The following is a 19,545-nucleotide window of genomic DNA, read 5'->3' as shown; positions in this document are numbered from 1 at the left end:
ACCCGGCCCGGCCATCGAACAAGACAGCGGCAGCCCGCAAAGCGGCGGGCCACGACGGAAAGGCGAGCTGATGATCAGCGTCGAACGGAGCATGGTGATCGGGCGCCCTGCCGGGGAGGTGGTGAGGTACCTGGCGGACTTCGACAACACAGTGGAGTGGGATCCGGGCACCGTGGCCTGCGTGCGCCTGGACCCCGGTCCGCTCGTGGTAGGTGCGCGCTGGCGCAACACCTCGCGGTTCCGAGGGCGGCAAACCGACCTGGACTACCGCCTGGAGGAGTACGGGCCCGCCCGGCTGGTATTCGTCGGACACAACCGTACCGTCACGGCCACGGACGACATCACGGTCCGCGCAACCGAGGGCCGAACGCTGGTGGTCTACCGCGCGTCGTTGCACTTCCACGGCCTGGCGCGCCTTGCGGCGCCGTTCCTGCGGGCCGAGTTCGAGCGTCTCGCGAATGCGGTCGCCGAGCGCCTTCCCCGGGTGCTGGCCCGACGGTGACCCACCCCGGCGGGGAATCCGGTGCGTGCGGGTCGCACGCGCGCAGCCGGCCTGCGTCGCTCGCCCTGGGAGGAGACGGCGGTGGAGTTCGGCGGTGGAGTTCGGCGGATGGCGGCTGCTGGTGATGGACGCCACCGGTGTGATCGGGGCGCTGACCGGCGTCATCGTAGAGCGCCAGCTGTCGGGAACCGCTGCCTACCGGGCTGCCGAGGCCGCCCTGGCCGCCTGGCTCGAATCGGTGTGCGCCGAGCACCGCCGACAGGGTTTCACCCTGGTGGACGCACGCCTGCCGCGCCTGGACACCGGCTTCGCACAGCGCCCTCGCCGGAACGGTACCGCCGCTGCCGCCCGGCGCGGACCCGGGAATCCGGGTCTCGGCGGTGCTCGACCAACTGCCACCCAGGACCAGGATCCGCATGGAGGTGGCCATCCCAGCCGCCGCCTCCGCCTTCGGCTCGCTCCCGGGCCCGCACACCAGGCCGCCCGGGTACCGATCAGCAGCCAGGCCATTTCCGCACATACTCATGCAGAGGCGCCGCAGAGCGATTCCAGCCCTCGCCCGGCCTCTCCGACCGCTCCTGCTCGAACAGCTTCCGCGTACGCCGATCAGACCTGACTCACCATCGGCTTAGACCAGCAGAAGTCAGCATCAGTCCGAGTCCACCCTCACAGATACGCGAACACCTGAGAGATCAGCCCACGGCACGTCGAACCTGCACCGCCGCTGCGAGGAGGTCCGGCCGCCCTCCCGCGCTCGGGGCAGAAAGCCACGTCGACCTCTTTGCTCACACCATTCGCCCCGATATCACCTACTTTCCGGATGGTCGACATGGCTCCGTGTGTGCGGTCAGGACGGCAAGGTGACCGACTGGGCGTGGTGGAAGACGTTCCCGGCATCCCAGGTCTTCTTGGCCTTCTGCAGTCGGGCGTAGTTCTGCTTGTAGTAGAGCCGCTGGTAGGCCGGGTGCTTCTGGTCGGCCGTTCCGAGGTCGACGTCGGGGTAGTTCACATAGGCGCCGTCGGTGTCCGTGTCGATCTCCGGGATGCCGTTGGTGGCCTTGTAGACCGCTTGGTAGAGCCCGCTGAGGTAGGCCAGGTGCGCGGCGTCCTGCGCGGGGTCGGTCCAGTAGGTCTGGTACTGGAGCTTCATCACGGAGTCGCGCTGGGGGATCGCGGCTTCGGCGGGCTTGTGCTCGTTGATCCGGCAGCCGTAGGAGTCGATCTGGACCAGCGCCTGGGTGAGATCCACGCCGGGGACGGTTTTGGTCAGCCACTCCCAGAAGGCGTCGATGTGTGTGGGGGTGAAGCGCCGCCGGTGGTAGGCGGACTTGTACTTGCCGCGCTGATTGGCCCCGGAGGGGTTCAGCGTCATGGTGGCCTGGAACCACGGCATCTGTCGGCGCTTGTCCGGATACGGCAGGAGCACGCCCCCGGCGGCGTAGCTCTGGACCACGGCCCTGCTCGTCAGCCCGGCCTCCATCGCGGCCAGGAACTCCTCCAGCGGCGACGGATCGTCCTCGTCCCACTGGCTGAGCAGGACGACGTTCCCGTTCGTCCGGTGGGTGAGTTTGAGGATCGCGAAGAGGCCCCGGTAGACCGTCTCCTTCGGACCGCTGTGCTGGGCGAAGAAGGATCCGAAGTTCTCCACGAGGCGGCGGAAGTCCTCCGGGTGCTTGAGCAGGTCCGCCCAGGACCAGGCCACGCTGCTCAGCCAGACCCGTGGCGGCGGCTTGGGGAGGCGGGCGAAGTGGTAGCGCAGGACGACGCCGAAGTTTCCGCCGCCCCCACCGGTGTGCGCCCAGAAGAGGTCGCTCTCCGGCGAGGTCGCGGGGTCGTCCCGGTGGGCCGTGGTCAGCTCCACCGTGCCGCCGCGGACCGTGACCACGTCCACCTGGACGAGGTGGTCGACGGTCAGCCCGTCTCTTCGGGAGAGCAGCCCGTACCCGCCGCCACTGACGTGACCGCCCGCCCCGACCGAGTAGCACGACCCCGCGGGCAGCGTGACGCCGTACGTCCGGAACAGGCTGGTGTAAACGTCCCAGTTGGTCGCGCCGCCCTCGACGCAGTAGGTGGGGGCGCCGAACTTGTCCCGCGCCGCGCGGACACCGCGCAGGGTGCTGAGGTCGAGGATGACGCCCCGGTCGTTGTCGACGAACCCCTCGTAGCAGTGCCCGCCGCCCCGGATCGTCGGCCGCAGCCCCTTGTCGAGCGCGGTCTTCAGCGCCGCCACCGCGTCCGCGTCGCTCCCCACCAGCCGGATGTAGGCCGGTCTGCTGGACCAGCGCTGGTTGAAGCCCTGGCTGAGCGTCTGGTACCGCGGATCGCCCGGGAGCACCGACTGCCCGCCGAGGACGCCGGGGGCGCCGGCCGACTCGGCCGCGGCCGGGCCGGCCGCGCCGACCCCCAACGAAACGGCGGAAACCCCGGCGGCAGCCATTCCGGCACTGCCCAGGAACCCGCGGCGAGAGAATTCTTGACTCATGCCAGGACCCACTTTCTCGATTCTGAGAAGCTGGCGTCCGCACGCTAGCACGGGCATTCGCCCATGTGAATACCTGTACGAATTAGTGTGACTGTACGTCCTTTTCAATCCCCCTTCGAACTCTCCCGGCTCAGAGCCATTGTCAGTGGCGCCGATTAGTGTCCCCTCGTCGACCCCGGACCCCGGGGTGACAGCTCGATTCCGGGCCTCGCACCCCGGGCCGCACGACCCTCGGAGAATGTGATGCGAAATAGGAACGCCGATATGATGAATGCGCCTCGCGCGGGCGAATTCCCTGCGCTCGGTCACTCGACGACCCCGCCGGCCGCCATCGGCGGGGTCGGCCCGGTCACCCGTCGACGTCGTCCGGCCCGCGCGGGGCGGCCACGACCAGCCCGCGGATCTCGTCCGGCCGGACGCTCCCTCCGGCGACCAGCCGGTCGAAGACCAGCCCGTCCACGCAGGCCAGCAGGGCGAGGGTGCGGCCCGCCGGATCCGCCACGCCCGGCCCTGCCCGGCAATGAACGCGCGGACGCCGGCGCGCCGCGTTCTCACACGGGACGGCTCGCGCGCCCCCGGGAGTCCGGAGGTCCGCCCAGGGCGCCTTCCGAACGGGGCTGGAAGGCGCCCTGGGCCCGCCGAGAACCGGTCCCCGACCCCTGTGGGAGGCGCCCGCGACGCCCCCGGAGCAGCCCTCGTCACCCGGAGGGAGCACGATCCGTGTGGCGTGGCTCACCATGGGAATTCCGACCTGACGATCCGTCAAAATCACTGACGGGTCGTCACATCCACCACGATTAGGCCCACTTCTGAACTGATGCAACGTCAGATTCATTCAATTCAAGGCAAGTTGAGCAGAGTGTCGGGCAGTACGCCGTTCATCACACGGGGCTACCATCGGTGAGGTTGTCCGCTCCGGCCCCGGAGTGGGGTCACCCGATAGACTGAGTGGTCCCACCGCCCCAAGGGCCGGACACGGTCGGAACCAGGGGCGAGGACGAGGAGCGCACGGCAGCCATGACCGCTGAACCGAGCCACACAGAACAGACCGCGCGGGCCCCGCAGGCCCTCTTCCCCGGTCGCCCGGCTCCGGCCCCGCGCACCCTGGTCGACATCCTGGACGCCGCCGTCCGCGCCCACCCCAACGAGCCGGCCCTGGACGACGGGCACACCGTCCTCGGCTACCGGGCACTCGCCGCCGAGGTCGAGCAGCTGCGCCACCGGCTGAACGGCGCCGGGATCGGCCCCGGTGACCGGGTCGGCGTCCGCGTCCCCTCCGGCACCAACGACCTCTACATCGCCATCCTCGCCGTACTGGCCGCGGGCGCCGCCTACGTCCCGGTGGACGCCGAGGACCCGGACGAGCGCGCCCAGCTCGTCTTCGAGGAGGCCGCCGTGGCCGGCGTGCTCGGGGCCGAGCGCGTCCTGACCCTCACCGGCGACCGGCGGCCCGCCGTCCCCGCGGACACCCGGCCGACCCCCGCCGACGACGCCTGGATCATCTTCACCTCCGGCTCGACCGGCCGGCCGAAGGGCGTCGCCGTCACCCATCGCAACGCCGCCGCGTTCGTCGACGCCGAGGCCGCCCTCTTCCTCCAGGAGGAGCCGATCGGCCCGGGCGACCGCGTGATGGCCGGCCTCTCCGTCGCCTTCGACGCCTCCTGCGAGGAGATGTGGCTGGCCTGGCGCTACGGCGCCTGCCTGGTGCCCGTCCCCCGCTCGCAGGTGCGCAGCGGCGCCGATCTCGGCCCGTGGCTCGCCGAGCAGGAGATCACCGTCGTCTCCACCGTCCCGACGCTGGCCGCGCTCTGGCCCGCCGAGGCACTGAACGAGGTCCGGCTGCTGATCTTCGGCGGCGAGGCCTGCCCGCCCGAGCTGGTGCAGCGCCTGGTCACCGAGGGCCGCGAGGTGTGGAACACCTACGGCCCGACCGAGGCGACCGTGGTGGCCTGCGCCGCGCTGCTCACCGGCGACGGTCCGGTCCGGATCGGCCTGCCGCTGGACGGCTGGGACCTCGCCGTGGTCGACGAGGCCGGCGAGCCGGTCGCCGCGGGCGGCACCGGCCAGCTGGTGATCGGCGGCGTCGGTCTGGCCCGTTACCTGGACCCGGTCAAGGACGCCGAGAAGTACGCGCCGCTGCCCTCGCTCGGCTGGGACCGCGCCTACCGCAGCGGCGACCTCGTCGAGGCCGACCCCGAGGGCCTGCTCTTCCTCGGCCGCAGCGACGAGCAGATCAAGCTCGGCGGGCGCCGGATCGAGCTCGGCGAGGTCGACGCCGCGCTGCAGGCCCTGCCGGGCGTCGCCGGTGCGGCCGCCGCCGTGCGGACCGCCCGCGGCGGCAACCAGCTGCTGGTCGGCTACCTGGTCACCAAGGACGGCTGGGACCGGGAGGCCTCGGTCGAGCGGCTGCGCGCCGAGCTGCCCGCGGCTCTGGTGCCCCTGCTGGCGTCCGTGGAGTCCCTGCCCACCCGCACGTCCGGCAAGGTCGACCGCAACGCCCTGCCCTGGCCGCTGCCCGACCTGGAGACCGCCGGGCCCACCGAGCAGCTCTACGGCACCGAGGCCTGGCTGGCCGAGCAGTGGACCGAGATCCTCGGCGTGCCGGTCGGCGGCCCGCGCGAGGACTTCTTCGCCATCGGCGGCGGCAGCCTGGCCGCCGCCCGGCTCACCACCCTGCTGCGCGCCCGCTACCCGAGCGCCGCCGTGCTGGACATCTACCAGCAGCCGACGCTGCGCAAGCTCGCCCGCCATCTGGAGCGGTCGGTGGCGGACAGCGGCGAGACCCGCACCGTCGCCCTGGTGCCGACCTGGGCCAAGCTGCTCCAGCTGCTCCTGCTGATCCCGCTCTTCACCGTGGTCGGCCTGCGCTGGACGGTCGCCCTGCTCACTCTCGGCAATGTGCTCGCCTGGTTCGGCGACTACCCCTGGGCACCGACCGCCTCATGGTGGGTGGTCGGCGCGGGCGCGCTGGCGCTGTTCTCCCCGGCCGGCCGGCTCGCCATCGCGGCCGGCGGCGCCCGCCTGCTGCTGCGCGGCCTGCGGCCCGGCAGCTACCCGCGCGGCGGCAGCGCCCATCTACGGCTCTGGACCGCCGAGCGGCTGGCCGAGGTCAGTGGCGCGACCTCGCTCTCCGGAGCCTGGCTGACCCGCTACGCGCGGGCGCTCGGCGCCAAGGTCGGCCCGGAGGTGGACCTGCACTCGATGCCGCCGGTCACCGGGATGCTCAAGCTGGGCCGGGGCTGCGCCGTCGAGGCCGAGGTCGACCTCTGCGGCTACTGGCTGGACGGCGACCGGCTGGAGGTCGGCCAGGTCAAGGTCGGTTCGGGGGCCGTGGTCGGCACCCGCTCGACCCTGCTGCCCGGCGCCCGGGTCGGCAAGCGGTCGCACGTGGTGGCCGGTTCCAGCGTCACCGGGCACGTGCCGACCGGCCAGCGCTGGGGCGGCGCGCCCGCCGCCAAGCTGGGCCGGGCCGAGCGGACCTGGCCGAAGGACCGGCCGGCCCGCCAGGCGCGCTGGGCGGCGCTCTTCGGCGCCAGCGGCACAGCGCTCAGCCTGTTGCCGGTGCTGCCCGCCCTCGCCGGGCTCGTGGTGCTCTCCCGCTTCGTCCAGCCCGGCCAGGACCTCGGTGCCGCACTCGGGGGCGCCCTGCTCGGCCTCCTCCCGGCCACCCTGGCCTACGGCCTGGTGTACGCGGCGCAGCTGGTGGCGGCCGTGCGGCTGCTGAGCATCGGGCTGGCCCCGGGCGTGCACCCGCTGCACGGCCGGATCGGCTGGCAGGCCTGGACGGTCACCCAGCTGATGGACCAGGCCCGCGAGATCCTGTTCCCGCTGTACGCGGGTCTGGTCACGCCGCTGTGGCTGCGGGCGCTGGGGATGAAGGTCGGCCGGGGCGCCGAGGTGTCCACCGTGCTGGCGCTGCCGAGCCTGACCACGGTCGGGGACGGCGCGTTCCTGGCGGACGACACCCTGATCGCCCCGTACGAGCTGGGCGGCGGGTGGCTGCGGCTCGGTGAGGCGAAGGTCGGTGAGCGGGCGTTCCTCGGCAACTCGGGGATGACCGCTCCCGGGCGGGCCGTCCCGGCGCGCGGGCTGGTGGGTGTGCTGTCGGCGACGCCGAAGAAGGCCAAGAAGGGCAGCTCCTACCTGGGCATGCCGCCGATGCGGCTGCCGCGCTCGGCCGACCAGGCCGACCAGAGCCTCACCTACGAGCCGCCGGCCCGGCTGCTCTGGGCCCGCGGGCTGGTGGAGGTGGCCCGGCTGCTGCCGGTGCTGGCCTCCGGCGCGCTCGGTGCGCTGACCCTCGCGTCGCTCTCCTGGCTGTCGGCGAACTGGTCCCCGGTGGCGGCGGCGCTGCTCTCCGGGCTGGTGCTGCTCGCGGCGGGCGGGGCGGCCTGCGTGGTCGCGGTGGCCGCGAAGTGGCTGCTGGTCGGGCGGTTCCGGGCGGTGGAGCACCCGCTCTGGAGCGGCTTCGTCTGGCGCAACGAGCTCGCGGACACCTTCGTCGAGGTCCTGGCGGTGCCGTGGCTGGTGGGCGCGGTCCCGGGCACGCCGGTCCTGAACGTCTGGCTGCGGGCGCTCGGCGCGCGGGTCGGGCGGGGTGTCTGGTGCGAGAGCTACTGGCTGCCGGAGGCGGACCTGGTCACCCTCGGTGACGGGGTGACCATCAACCGGGGCTGCGTGGTGCAGACCCACCTCTTCCACGACCGGATCATGCGGATGGATACTGTCATCCTCCGCGAGGGCGCCACCCTGGGCCCGGGCGGCATCGTGCTGCCCGGCAGTACGGTGGGCGCACGCAGCACCCTGGGCCCGGCCTCGCTGGTGATGCGCGCCGAGTCCGTCCCCGCCGACACGCGGTGGCTGGGCAACCCGATCGAGGTGTGGCAGGCCACCTCGTGACCGCCGCCCCCTCCGACCCGCCCGCCACCTCCACGTCCCCCAGTTCGCAGGGAGCGCACGACCCGGTGAAACCCCGCCCGGTGAACCACCAGCACGCCTCGGCGGCCCGCGCCGCCGCCCCGGACCCGTACTTCCCGAACAGCGGGGACACCCGCTACCGGGTGCACCGCTACGAGCTCGCCCTGGACTACCGCCCCGGGCCCAACCGGCTGGGCGGCACCGCGCGACTGAGCGCGGTCGCCGGGACGGCGCTGCCCGAGTTCGCGCTCGACCTCGCCGAGTTCCGGATCGGCCGGGTCCTGGTGGACGGCAAGGCCGCCCGGTACACCCACCGGGCCGGCAAGCTGCGGGTGCGGCCGGTCAAGGCGCTCGCGGCCGGCGCCGCGTTCACGGTCGAGGTGCACTACACCGGGAACCCGCGGCCGGTGCGCAGCCCGTGGGGCGGCCTCGGCTGGGAGGAGCTGACCGACGGCGCGCTGGTCGCCAGCCAGCCCGTCGGCGCCCCGTCCTGGTTCCCGTGCAACGACCGGCCCGCCGACAAGGCGACCTACCAGATAGCGGTGACCACACCGTCCGCGTACACCGTGGTGGTCGGCGGCCGGCTGCTCACCCGCACCACGCACGCCTCCAGCACGACCTGGGTGTACGAGCAGAGCGCACCGACCTCGACGTACCTGGTGACGGTCTCGATCGGCCAGTACCGGCCGGTCGTGCTCGCCGAGCGCCCGGCCGTCCGGCAGACCGGGTACGTGCCCGAGCGGGTGGCCGGCGACTTCGCGGTGGACTTCGGGCGGCAGCCGCGGATGACCGCGTACTTCGAGGAGATCTTCGGCCCCTACCCGTTCGGCGAGTACACGGTGGTCGTCGCCGACGAGGAGCTGGACGTCCCGGTGGAGGCGCAGGGCGTCGCCACCTTCGGCACCAACCACCTCGGCGGGGGCTGGGAGCGGGAGCGGCTGATCGCCCACGAGCTGGCCCACCAGTGGTTCGGCAACAGCGTGTCGATCGCCGACTGGAGCCACATCTGGCTCAACGAGGGCTTCGCCAAGTACGCGGAGTGGCTCTGGTCCGAGCGGGCCGGCGGCCCGTCGGCCACCACGCACGCGGCGGCCGCGCACGCCCTGCTGGCCGGCCTCCCCCAGGACCTCAGGCTGGCCGACCCGGGCCGGAAGCTGATGTTCGACGACCGGCTCTACCAGCGCGGCGGCCTGACCGTCCACGCGCTCCGGCTCACCCTCGGCGACGCCGCGTTCTTCCCGATGCTCCGGGAGTGGGCCACCGCCCACCGGCACGGCGTCGTCGGCACCGCCGACCTGCGCGCCCATGCGGGGCGCTACGCCGATCACTCGCTGGAGCCCCTGTTCACCGCGTGGCTGGACCGCCCGGAGCTCCCGCCGCTGCGGGGGCTGAGCGGGCCGACCGGCTCGCCGCGACCGGGCTACTGACGGTCCGGCCCGGACCCCTCGCGGTGAGGGGGCCCGGGCCGGACCGCCGGCCGGGGTGTCAGCCCGTGAAGCCGGCCGTGATGGAGGTGAACTGCCAGTCGTTCTGGGCGATGCCGGAGCAGGTCTCCTGCAGGCCGCCGCCCGCGCAGCCGCGGTCGCGGTTCACCGACCAGAAGGCCAGCCGGGCGATGTGGTGGCTGTTGGCCCAGTCGCGGATCGCGGTCCAGTTCTGGACGGTGGTGACCTCGTTGTTGTCGCTGAGGCCGTTCATGCCGGAGATGCCGACGTGCGCGTAGGCGGTGGCGTCGTCCCAGCCGAAGGTGGACTTGAGCTTGGCCTTCAGGCCCTCCGCCGCACTCACGGTGGCGGCGTACATGTCGGTGGAGGCGTTGCCGAAGTCGAACGGCATGATGGTGAACACGTCGATGTCCGCGCCGAGCGCCTTGGCCTGCTCGATCAGCCGGTTCCCGTAGGAGGTCGGGCCGGTGGTGCCGGTACCGAAGGTCAGGACGGTGCGCAGGCCGGGGTTGTTCTGCTTGACGATCTTGAGCGCGCCGAGGATGCGGTCCTGGACGACGGTGTTCTCGAACTCGTCGGTGTTCTCGATGTCGACGTCGATCGCCTTCAGACCGTAGGCGTCGATCACCTTCTGGTAGGCGCCGGCGAGATCGGCGGTGGTGGCGCAGTTGGGACCGAGCTTGTTGCCGCTCCACCCGCCGATGGACGGGACGACGTCGCCGCCGGCCGCGCGGACGGCCTTGATGGTGGCCTGGTCGACCCCGTTCAGCAGCGGCCGCTGGCTGTCCCAGGTGGGGTTGCAGCCGTTCTGGGCGAGGACGAAGGCCAGGGTGAACCACTTCACGCCGGTGGCGTTCATGACGGTCGTGGGGGCCGGCGGGTTGCCCCAGCCGTTGTAGAGGTAGGGCGCGGCCTGCTTGAACCCGGTCGGGGTGCCGCCGGCCTGGTCGGTGGTGACCACGAGGGCGGCGGAGGAGCCGGAGGTGTTGCCGGCCGCGTCGCGGGCCTTGACGGTGAAGCTGTACGCGGTGGCGGCGGTCAGCCCGTCGACGGTCGCGCCGGTGCCGGTCGTGGTGGCGACCTTGGTGGCGCCCTGGTAGACGTCGTAGCCGGTCACGCCGACGTTGTCGGTGGCGGCGTCCCACGCGAGGGTGACGCCGGTGGCGGACTTGCCGGTGCTGCGCAGGTTGCCTGGGGACGTGGGTGCCTGGGTGTCGCCCGGGGTCCCGCCGCCTGGGCCGTCCAGGCTCAGGTCGTCGGCGTAGTAGGTGCCCTGGCCGTACCAGCCGTTGACATAGACCTCCGCGCTGGTCTGCGTGGCGCCGGTGGTGAAGGAGACGCTCAGCCGGGTGTAGTCGGCGGCCGAGGTCCAGGCGGAGCCGGCGCCGGTGACACCGAGGTAGACATAGCTGCCGCGGACCCAGCCGGACAGCGAGTACGTGGTGTTGGGCTGGACGGCGACGGTCTGCGTGCACTTGGCGTTGTCGCTCGCGGAGGCGGCGCCCGCCAGCGCCTTGCCGCCGCCGTGCACGGGGGTGGAGACCACCGAGCCGAGTCCGCCGGTGCAGGACCAGCCGGACAGGGTGCCGGTCTCGAAGCCGGGGTTGCCGAGTTGGTTCGCCGCGTGGGCGGCGGTGGGGGCGGTGAACGCGGCGGCGGCCGCGAGCAGGGCTGCCGCGCCGACGGCGGGCAGTCGGGTGCGCTTGAGCACCGGGGACCTCCAGTGGGGGTGTGGGGGTGGAGGTGCGGGGAGGAGCCCAAAATGGACTGGACCAATTCATGCTGTCAAGTACCGTCCGGTGAGCGGACGGTGAGCGGGCGGCGAGCGACGGGTGAACGGGGCCGGGAGCGGGCCGGAGCGCGGGGAGCGCCGGGAGAGCGAACGGAGACGCGGCCCGGGGACGCCGAAGGCCGCGCGGCCCCGGGTCCACCAGGCACCCGGGGCCGCGCGGCCTTCGGCCGCCGGCCCCTCCCCCGGAACGTGTGTTCAGGCCGGGAGCGGCAGGCGCCGACGCGTCAGCAGTTCGACGGCGCCGCGTTCCCGGCGAAGCGGTCGGCGATCCAGGTCAGGTACTCCTGCTGCGCCTCGAACGGGATCGTGTTGTGGGTCGCGCCCTGGTAGGTCGAGTATTCGACCGGCCGGCTGAACCCGCAGGCCCGCTTGATGTACTGCTCGGTGGAGTGCGGGTTGATGACGGTGTCCGCCGTTCCCTGCATGACCAGCACCGGTGCCACCGTGGCGGCGTAGCCCGGGGTGTTCTCGTAGAAGCGCCGGCTCCAGACCTCCGGCACATCGCGCAGCGGCTTGAACAGCGTGTCCAGCTGGTGGTTGTCCGCGACGTTGTTCTGGATCACGTCGGCGAAGTGCTCGATGCAGGCCACCCCGTCGCCCTCCAACGCCTGGAGTCCGGCCGGCTGCAGCACGTCGGTGGCCCGCAGCTCGGGGTAGGCCGCCAGGAAGCCCCGGTAGACGTTGATCCGCAGCGCCGCGTTGTGGGCCTCCGAGGACTCGTTGCGCGGACCGGGCGGCACGAGACCGGCGAACTGCGGACCGAGGTCGGCGGCCGGCGCCAGCGCGGCCACGCCGACCAGGTCGAGGTCCGGACTGTAGCCGGGCGCGTCCTGACCGACGAACAGCCCCGCGCCGCCGCCCTGCGACCAACCCAGGACGGCCGTGCGCCGGCCCGCCCGGGCCGAGCGGATCTGCCGCACCGCGGTGACGGAGTCCAGCACGTTGTGCGTCTCGGTCGCGCCGACCACGTACTGGTGGACGCCCGGCGCCCCCAGGCCCTGGTAGTCGGTCGCCACCACGACGTCGCCGGCGCCGAGGAACTGGGTCAGCGCGGGCACTCCGACGTCGATCGAGAAGGGGCTCTGGTAGCTGAAGTAGTCGACGAGGTCCCGGGCCGGGTTCGGGGCGGCCGACGGGGCGCACTGGCGCGGCCCGCCGACGGTCCCGTGGGCCCACGCCACGACGTTCCGGTCGCCGCGGCGGGGGACGGCATCGGTCGGCCAGGCCACCAGGCCGGAGACGGCGACCGGGGTGCCGTCGTGCAGCGTCGAGCGGTAGAGGATCCGGCAGGCCCGGGCGTGGTCGGGCGCCTCGATGGCGCGGGCCCAGATCAGGTCGCCGTGCCGGCCCTCGGGCAGCGGGGACGGGGGCTCGTAGAAGGCGTCGCCGCCGGGGCCGACCGGGACACCGGGGGCGCACCGGCCGGAGTGGTCCGGGCCGCGGCCGTCGTCGGTCGCGGCCGCCTCGGTGCTCAGTGCGGGCAGGGCAAGAAAGGTCACGAGGGCAGCCGCAGTGACTGCCCGTAGCCAGGCTCTCATCAGGTATCCCATCGCCGGAGGCCGGCTGCCCCCGGCCGGCCCCGGAGGCGGCCGTGCCGTGCGAGCCGGCTTGTCATGGTCGAGCCGAGGCTACTCCTCGTCGACCGGCAATCGACTGACCGTCACCACCGCCGCGTGTTGGCGGCTCCGGCCCGGGGAGGAGCCGCCGTGAGCGGCGCGGTGGGCCCTCGGCGGGACTCCCCCGGCCGGCCCGGGAAGGAGGTGGAGGACCGTGGACGACCGACGTAGGTTGAAGGAGCCGTCCGGCCCCGCCGACGGCATCCGGCGACGGTCGACACCGGCCCCGGTCCGCGTTTCAGCCCCTGCACCGAATGATTCAGAGGATCAGATGACCGACCAGTACGACGAGCTCCTCCCGACGACCCGCCGCGCGCTGCTGCACCGGATCGCGGTCGCACAGGCCGAGGGCCGGACGCCCTCCCTGGTCGCCGCGGTGGTCCGGGACGGCAGACTGGTCTGGAGCGGAGCGCGCAGCATGATCGACGGTCATGCGCCCACCGTCGATGTGCAGTACCGGATCGGCTCGCTCACCAAGACCTTCGTCGCCGTCCTGGTGCTCCGGCTGCGCGACGAGGGCCTGCTCGACCTGGCCGACCCGCTGGAACGCCACCTGCCCGGCACCCCGGCCGACGGCGCCACCGTCGCCCAACTGCTCGCCCACTCGGCTGGCCTCGCCTCCGAGACCCCGGCGCCCTGGTGGGAGCGGACCGACGGCACGCTGCGCCCCGAGCTCGCCGACCTCCTGGAGGGCGACAACCCGCGCAAGCACCCGGCGGGGCGGCTCCACCACTACTCCAACCCCGGCTACGCCCTGCTCGGCGCGCTGGTCGAGCGCCTGCGCGGCGAGCCGTGGCACGAGGTGCTGCACCGCGAGGTCCTGGCTCCGCTCGGGATGGACCGCACCACCCTGCTGCCCGAGCACCCGCACGCCGGCGGCTTCGCCGTCCACCCCTGGGCCGACGTCATGCTGCCCGAACCGCTGACCGAGACCGGGCTGATGGCACCGGCCGGGCAGCTCTGGTCGACCGTCGCCGACCTGGCCCGCTGGGCCGCCTTCCTGACCGCCGGCGACCCGAAGGTGCTGACCGCCGAGAGCCTCGCCGAGATGCGCGTACCCGCCGTCGGCCCGGGCGGCGAGAACTGGTCCGGCGGGTACGGGCTCGGGCTGCAACTGCTGCGCCACCAGGACCGGGTGCTCTACGGCCACACCGGTTCGATGCCGGGCTTCACCGCCGGCCTCTGGATCAGCGACGCGGACGGTCTGGCGGCGATCGCGGTCGCCAACGCGACCGGCGGCGGCGACACCCCGCGGGTCGCGGCGGAGCTGATCTCCCTCACCGCCCAGCACGAACCCCGGCTGCCCGAGCCCTGGCGCCCGCTGTCCTCCCTCGACGAGGACCTGCTCGCGCTCACCGGCCCCTGGTACTGGGGCGCCGCCGGCCACACCCTGCGGCTGAAGGCCGACCGCGTCCTGGAACTGGCCCCGCTCACCGGCGGCACCCGCAGCTCCCGGTTCCGCGCCGAGCCGGACGGCTCCTGGACGGGGCTGGACCACTACTACGCGGGCGAGACGCTGCGGGTCGTCCGCGCCGCCGACGGCTCGGTCAGCCACCTGGACGTCGGCTCCTTCGTCTTCACCCGCCGGCCCTACGGTCCGGCCGAGGCCGTGCCCGGCGGGGTCGACCCGGCCGGCTGGCAGGCCTTCTGAGGCGTCGGGCCTCCCCCGGCCCGGGTGTGTCGCCGCCGCGGGGCTCCGGCCCGCCGTGACGGGCGCCCGGTGCGGCGCGGCGGGCCTACACCGCGCCGCCGCGGGGCTCCGGCGCTTCGGCGTCGGGGGCCCGCGCTCCGGCCGGGGAACCAGGCGGACGGGCCAGGCGCAAAAGGTGGGCCGTGCGCAGCGCGTGCGACGCGAGCAGCGTGCCGACGACCGTGCACGGCGCCAGCGCGGTGTCCGTCGCGCCGCTCTCCCACCCGAGGAAGGCGCCGACCGCCAGGAACGGGACGACCCCCGTCACGGGGGCGACCACCATCGCGAAGGCGAGGGTGCTCCGCCTGCGGTCCTCCTCCCAGCACCGGTCGGAGGTGATCTGCAGGGCGCCGGCCATCGCCACCACCAGCATCCACCAGGGTGAGGTGGCCAGTCCGACCAGCCTGGCGAGCAGGTGGAGGAGGAGCAGTACGACCGCGAGCTGGGCCTGCACCCGCAGGATGTCCCGCAGCTCCGCGGCGATCTCCCGCCGCCGCGCCGAGCCCGGTTTCCACCCCATGGAGCGGAGCATACGGTGGCGCCCGCACACCGAACAGGTGTCCGGCAGACAGTGAGTGGCCCCATTCAGCAGGTGCACATCCAAGCTCTTCCGAACGGCAACGTGGACGCCAGCCGACACGGAGAAACATACGGATACCGGTTCGCACGCCCCACGACCGAGAGTGCGGGCCGGTGCCACGGCGATCCGTGGCCGCCGTCGTCCGTGCCGCCTTGGAGGGTCTGCCATGACCACCGTCCCCACGTACGCTCCGCCCGCCGTCACCCCCGGCCACACCTCGGTGCTCCCCGTCCCGCTGCCGGCGCAGCAGACCGTCGTCCGGCCGCTCACCGTCCGTCCGGTCCCCGCCCCGGCCGTACCCGCCCCGGCCGCTCCCGTGCCCGCCCTCGCAGCCCCGGCCCTCTCCGCACCGGCGCTCTCCGCACCGGCCCTGTCCGCACCGGCCCTCCTCGGCAAGGTGCCGGCGCCCGCCTACACCGTCGCGCTCGCCCGCGACGAGGCCGACGTGCGCGCCGCCCAGCTGCTGCGCCACCAGGTCTTCGCCGCTGAACTCGGTGCCCGGCTGCACAGCCCGGTGGCGGGGCTGGACGTCGACCCGTTCGACGCGTTCTGCGACCACCTGCTGGTGCGCGAGGGCGAGGACGGCCCCGTGGTGGGGACCTACCGGCTGCTGCGCCCGGCGGCCGCCCGACGGGCCGGACGGCTCTACTCCGACGGCGAGTTCGACCTGCGCAACCTGTCCCCGCTCCGCGACGGCCTGGTGGAGCTGGGCCGCTCCTGCATCCACCCGGACCACCGGGGCAACGGCGCGGTCATCAACCTGATGTGGGGCGGCATCGCCCGCTACCTCGCCGACACCGGCAACACCTGGGTAGGCGGTTGCTGCTCGATCCCGCTGGACGACGGCGGCGCGACGGCGGCGCGGGTCTGGGACACCGTCAGCGCCAAGTACCTCGCCCCCGAGGAGTACCGGGTCGCCCCGCACCGGCCGTGGGACCCCACCGGCCTGCCCCGCGCCGAGCGGGCCGCGCTGCCGGCACTGCTCCGCGGGTACCTGCGGCTGGGCGCCTGGGTCTGCGGCGCGCCCGCCCACGACCCGGACTTCGCCACCGCCGACCTCTACGTGCTGCTGTCCCTGGAGCGCACCGATCCGCGCTACCTGCGGCACTTCCTCTCCGGGCTCGCTCCGGCGGCCCCGGCCACCGGACCGGCGGTGCCCGGCGGTACGGAACCCGCGCCCGGGCCGCTCTCGTGAGCGTCTGGCTGCCGACCGCCCCCTGCACGCCGGAGACCTGCCTGACCGAGGCCGCCCCCGTGGTGGCGCTCCCCCGGCGGATCCTGCGCCTCGGCGCGTTCCTGGTCGTGCTGGTGGCGGGCCTCGCGCTCACCCCGTCGGTCCGGGCCCTGCCCGGGGGCCCTCGCGACGCGCTGGTCCGGTTCTGGGCACGCACCCTGCTCCGCGCGCTCGGGGTCACCGCCCGGATCGCGCCGCCCCCGGCCTGCGGCGGCGGGGTGCTGGTGGTGGCCAACCACGTCTCGTGGCTGGACATCCCGCTGATCGCGGCCGGCCGGCCCGGCCGCTCGCTGGCCAAGACCGAAGTCCGGCACTGGCCGGTGCTCGGCCCGCTGGTGGCCTGGGGCGGCACCGTCTTCCTCGACCGCGACCGGCTGCGCACCCTCCCCGGCACGGTCGCCGCGGTCACCGAACTGCTGCGCGCGGGACGGCCCGTGGTCGTCTTCCCCGAGGGGTCGACCTGGTGCGGGCGGGAGAGCGGCCGGTTCCGCCCTGCGCTCTTCGAGGCCGCCGTCCAGTCCGGTGCTCCCGTGCAGCCGGTGACGGTCCGCTACCGGCTCGCGGACGGGCGGGCGACCAGCGCGCCGGCCTTCGTCGGCGAGGACGGCCTGCTCGCCTCGATCGCCCGGGTGGTGTCGGTCCGTGGACTGGTGGCCGAGGTGACCTTCCTGCCCGCGATCCCGGCACCCGCGGTCCGGACCGGTCAGCCGGCGGACCGGTGGCAGCCGCGCCGGGAGCTGGCCCGTGCCGCCCAGGCGGCCGTGGAGGCGACCGGCCGGTGAGTGCCCGTTGGTGACTGCCCATTGTGAGCGCCCGCTGTGGGTGCCCGCTGTGAGTGCCCGCTGGTGAGTCAGACCGGTGGGGTCGGTGCGGCCGGGTGCCCGCGGCGGATGCCCGTCGTGCCCGGCGCCGCCCGGTGATCGACGGGCGGCGGGCCGGGCGGGTAGCCTCACGGCATCCGCCCGTCCACCACGGCTCGCCGCCGTCGACCGCCGTGCCACACCGTCCGACTCCCCTGCGACCGGCAGCCGTTCCACGGGACCGCCCCCGCCCGCCGCCGAGGTCGGCCGACGCCACGCCCAGGAGGACTCCCGCCGTGCCCGAGCTGTACCCGATCGGCAAGCCCTACGCGCAAGGACTCCTGGAGGTCGGCGACGGCCAGCGAATCTACTGGGAGGCCTCGGGCAACCCCGCCGGCAAGCCGGCCGTCGTGGTGCACGGCGGGCCGGGCTCCGGCCACAGTCCGAAGAACCGGCGCTGCTTCGACCCCGAGCGCTACCACCTGGTGCTGTTCGACCAGCGCGGGTGCGGACGGAGCCTGCCGCACGCCGCCGACCCGACGACCGGTCTGGAACACAACACCACCGCCCATCTGATCGCCGACATGGAACGGCTTCGCGAACACCTGGGCATCGAGAAGTGGCTGCTGTACGGCGGCTCCTGGGGCTCGACCCTGATCCTCGCCTACGCGCAGACCCACCCCGAGCGAGTCTCGGAGATCGTGATCTGCGGGGTGACCATGACCCGCCCCGAGGAGACCGACTGGCTGTACCGCGGCGTGGGCCGGCTGCTGCCGGGCCCCTGGGAGGCGTTCCGCGACGGGCTGCCGCCCGCCGAACGGGACGGCGACCTGGTGGCCGCGTACAGCCGGCTGCTGAACAGCCCCGACGAGGCCGTCCGCCGCAAGGCCGCACGGGACTGGGCGACCTGGGAGGACGCGGTGATCGCGCACGAGTCGCTGGGGAAACCGAACGCCTACTCCGACCGCCCGGACGACGCCCTGATGGCGTTCACCCGGATCACCGCGCACTATTTCGCGCACGACGCCTTCCTGGAGGACGGCCGACTCCTGCGCGACGCCGGACGGCTGGCCGGGATCCCGGGCGTCCTGATCCACGGCCGGCTGGACCTCGGATCGCCGCTGAAGACCGCCTGGGAACTGGCGAAGGCTTGGCCGGACGCCGAGTTGACGGTCATCCAGGACTCCGGCCACACCGGGAGCCCCGCCATGGGCGAGGCGGTGTTCGCAGCCATCGAACGGTTCGCCGGACCCGCCCGGAACTGACCACGACGGCTCGCTCCGGCCGTCTCGGGCCGGCGGCGAGACGGCCCGCCGGCCCGACCGGGAGTCGGACCTGCGGCGAGACCGAGACGGCGGAGTTGCCCGGCCGTTGCCCGGCCGTTGCCCGGCCGGGGGCCGTCCGGGCCCGGTCGGCCGTGTGCCCAAGGGCCGCTCCCGGCCGCCCGATCGGGCCCCTACGATACGAGCATGATCGCCTATGCCCCCGCGGCCCTGTTCTTCGTCCTGTGCGGGATCGGGGTGCTCCGTGACCGACGCCGATTCAGCAACGCCGTCCTGCTCGGCATAGCCGTCTCCTTTCTCGCCCTGGCACTGCTCGCCGAGTTGCGCAAGGCCCCGACACTGGTCGCCGAGGTGGCAGCCGTCGCCATCATCCTGCTGCCGGCGGTCGGAACGCTGGCGCTGGTCGGCTTCCTGATCGCCAACGGCCTGACGATGGTCCGCAAGGAGGGCAGACGGCCGGCCAATCTGCTGTCCCTGCTCGCGGGCCTCGGCATCCTCTCCGTGATCAGCCTGCTCGTCGCCGCCGTGGTGACCCGCTCGTACCGGCTGGGGGTCCTCGCCGGCACCGCCGTGCTGGTGGTCGGTTACATCTCCTTCCTGTTCGTCTGCTTCGTGGGCTACGCCTTCCTGTACGGCCGCCACCGCCCCCGCCGGGACGTCGACTTCGTCGTGGTGCTCGGCTCGGGCCTGATCGGCGGCGACCGGGTGCCGCCGCTGCTGGCGAGCCGGCTGAACCGGGGCCGTGAGGTGTACGAGAAGCAGGCCGCTCGCGGCAACCCACCGGTGCTGATCACCTCGGGCGGCCAGGGACCGGACGAGAAGCTGCCCGAGTCCCACGCGATGGCCGACTACCTCGTGCAGCGCGGCTTCCCCGAGGCACACCTCGTGCGTGAGGAGCACTCGCGCACGACGGAGGAGAACCTGCTCTTCTCCAGGGCGATCATGGAGCAGGCCAAGCCCGGGTACCGCTGCGTGATCGTCACCAACAACTTCCACGCGTTCCGTGCCGCGCTGACGGCCCGTAAGGCGGGTGTGACCGGGCAGGTCTTCGGCTCCCCCACCGCGGCGTACTACTGGCCGAGTGCGACGATCCGGGAGTTCGCCGCCGTCTTCCTCTCCCACAAGCTGATCAACTTCGGTATCTGCGGCTTCCTCGCGCTGTGCGGAGTGCTCGCCGCCGCGCTCTGACGCACCGGGCACCCCG

General features: G+C 73.5%; 13 protein-coding genes. 8 read left to right on the top strand and 5 right to left on the bottom strand.

Annotation, left to right across the window (positions count from 1 at the left end; genetic code table 11):
* Nucleotides 1–70 precede the first annotated feature (70 nt).
* Nucleotides 71–502: an SRPBCC family protein gene (locus tag ACZ34W_RS22785; protein ID WP_465606558.1), complete on the top strand. Its 432-nt coding sequence runs from the start codon at nucleotides 71–73 to the stop codon at nucleotides 500–502.
* 847 nt (nucleotides 503–1,349) lie between these two features.
* On the opposite strand, the gene ACZ34W_RS22780 is transcribed toward ACZ34W_RS22785, so the two are convergent.
* On the bottom strand, nucleotides 1,350–2,939 hold the full coding sequence (locus ACZ34W_RS22780) for an FAD-binding oxidoreductase (RefSeq protein ID WP_465606556.1): 1,590 nt from the start codon (nucleotides 2,937–2,939) through the stop codon (nucleotides 1,350–1,352).
* Nucleotides 2,940–3,333: 394 nt separating this feature from the next.
* Nucleotides 3,334–3,486, bottom strand: coding sequence for a hypothetical protein (locus ACZ34W_RS22775; RefSeq protein ID WP_465606554.1), 153 nt, complete (start codon nucleotides 3,484–3,486; stop codon nucleotides 3,334–3,336).
* A 515-nt stretch (nucleotides 3,487–4,001) separates the two neighbouring features.
* On the opposite strand from ACZ34W_RS22775, the gene ACZ34W_RS22770 reads away from it, so the two are divergent.
* Both ACZ34W_RS22770 and ACZ34W_RS22765 read left to right on the top strand, forming a co-directional pair.
* On the top strand, nucleotides 4,002–7,883 hold the full coding sequence (locus ACZ34W_RS22770) for a Pls/PosA family non-ribosomal peptide synthetase (protein ID WP_465606552.1): 3,882 nt from the start codon (nucleotides 4,002–4,004) through the stop codon (nucleotides 7,881–7,883).
* Nucleotides 7,884–7,948: 65 nt separating this feature from the next.
* Nucleotides 7,949–9,328: a M1 family metallopeptidase gene (locus ACZ34W_RS22765; protein WP_329485915.1), complete on the top strand. Its 1,380-nt coding sequence runs from the start codon at nucleotides 7,949–7,951 to the stop codon at nucleotides 9,326–9,328.
* A gap of 58 nt (nucleotides 9,329–9,386) precedes the next feature.
* On the opposite strand, the gene ACZ34W_RS22760 is transcribed toward ACZ34W_RS22765, so the two are convergent.
* Both ACZ34W_RS22760 and ACZ34W_RS22755 read right to left on the bottom strand, forming a co-directional pair.
* Nucleotides 9,387–11,057: a carbohydrate binding domain-containing protein gene (locus tag ACZ34W_RS22760; protein ID WP_465606550.1), complete on the bottom strand. Its 1,671-nt coding sequence runs from the start codon at nucleotides 11,055–11,057 to the stop codon at nucleotides 9,387–9,389.
* 305 nt (nucleotides 11,058–11,362) lie between these two features.
* Nucleotides 11,363–12,637, bottom strand: a complete 1,275-nt coding sequence (locus tag ACZ34W_RS22755) for a lipase family protein (protein WP_465606548.1) — start codon at nucleotides 12,635–12,637, stop codon at nucleotides 11,363–11,365.
* 388 nt (nucleotides 12,638–13,025) lie between these two features.
* Between ACZ34W_RS22755 and ACZ34W_RS22750 the strand changes: the two genes are divergently transcribed.
* A complete protein-coding gene (locus ACZ34W_RS22750; RefSeq protein WP_465606546.1) occupies nucleotides 13,026–14,405 on the top strand; it encodes a serine hydrolase domain-containing protein in 1,380 nt (459 codons plus the stop codon).
* An 85-nt stretch (nucleotides 14,406–14,490) separates the two neighbouring features.
* Here ACZ34W_RS22750 and ACZ34W_RS22745 read toward each other — a convergent pair whose 3' ends face one another.
* Nucleotides 14,491–14,964 (bottom strand): hypothetical protein, encoded by a 474-nt coding sequence (locus ACZ34W_RS22745; RefSeq protein WP_465606544.1) that lies wholly within the window; start codon nucleotides 14,962–14,964, stop codon nucleotides 14,491–14,493.
* A gap of 226 nt (nucleotides 14,965–15,190) precedes the next feature.
* Here ACZ34W_RS22745 and ACZ34W_RS22740 point away from each other — a divergent pair, with 226 nt between their 5' ends.
* The 4 genes from ACZ34W_RS22740 (at nucleotide 15,191) to ACZ34W_RS22725 (ending at nucleotide 19,529) form a co-directional block, all read left to right on the top strand.
* Entirely contained in the window at nucleotides 15,191–16,219 is a 1,029-nt protein-coding gene (locus tag ACZ34W_RS22740) for a GNAT family N-acetyltransferase (RefSeq protein WP_465606542.1), read from the top strand.
* Nucleotides 16,216–17,040: a lysophospholipid acyltransferase family protein gene (locus ACZ34W_RS22735; protein ID WP_465606540.1), complete on the top strand. Its 825-nt coding sequence runs from the start codon at nucleotides 16,216–16,218 to the stop codon at nucleotides 17,038–17,040. The genes ACZ34W_RS22740 and ACZ34W_RS22735 overlap by 4 nt, the downstream gene beginning before the upstream one ends.
* Nucleotides 17,041–17,354: 314 nt before the next feature.
* Nucleotides 17,355–18,323 carry a prolyl aminopeptidase gene (pip, locus tag ACZ34W_RS22730; protein WP_329485921.1) on the top strand — a complete coding sequence of 323 codons (969 nt, stop codon included), beginning with the start codon at nucleotides 17,355–17,357 and terminating at the stop codon, nucleotides 18,321–18,323.
* A gap of 204 nt (nucleotides 18,324–18,527) precedes the next feature.
* On the top strand, nucleotides 18,528–19,529 hold the full coding sequence (locus ACZ34W_RS22725; protein WP_329485923.1) for a YdcF family protein: 1,002 nt from the start codon (nucleotides 18,528–18,530) through the stop codon (nucleotides 19,527–19,529).
* Nucleotides 19,530–19,545: the final 16 nt, after the last annotated feature.

Source organism: Kitasatospora sp. NPDC022856 (assembly GCF_055561235.1).
This window is presented reverse-complemented; position numbering and strand designations above follow the sequence as displayed.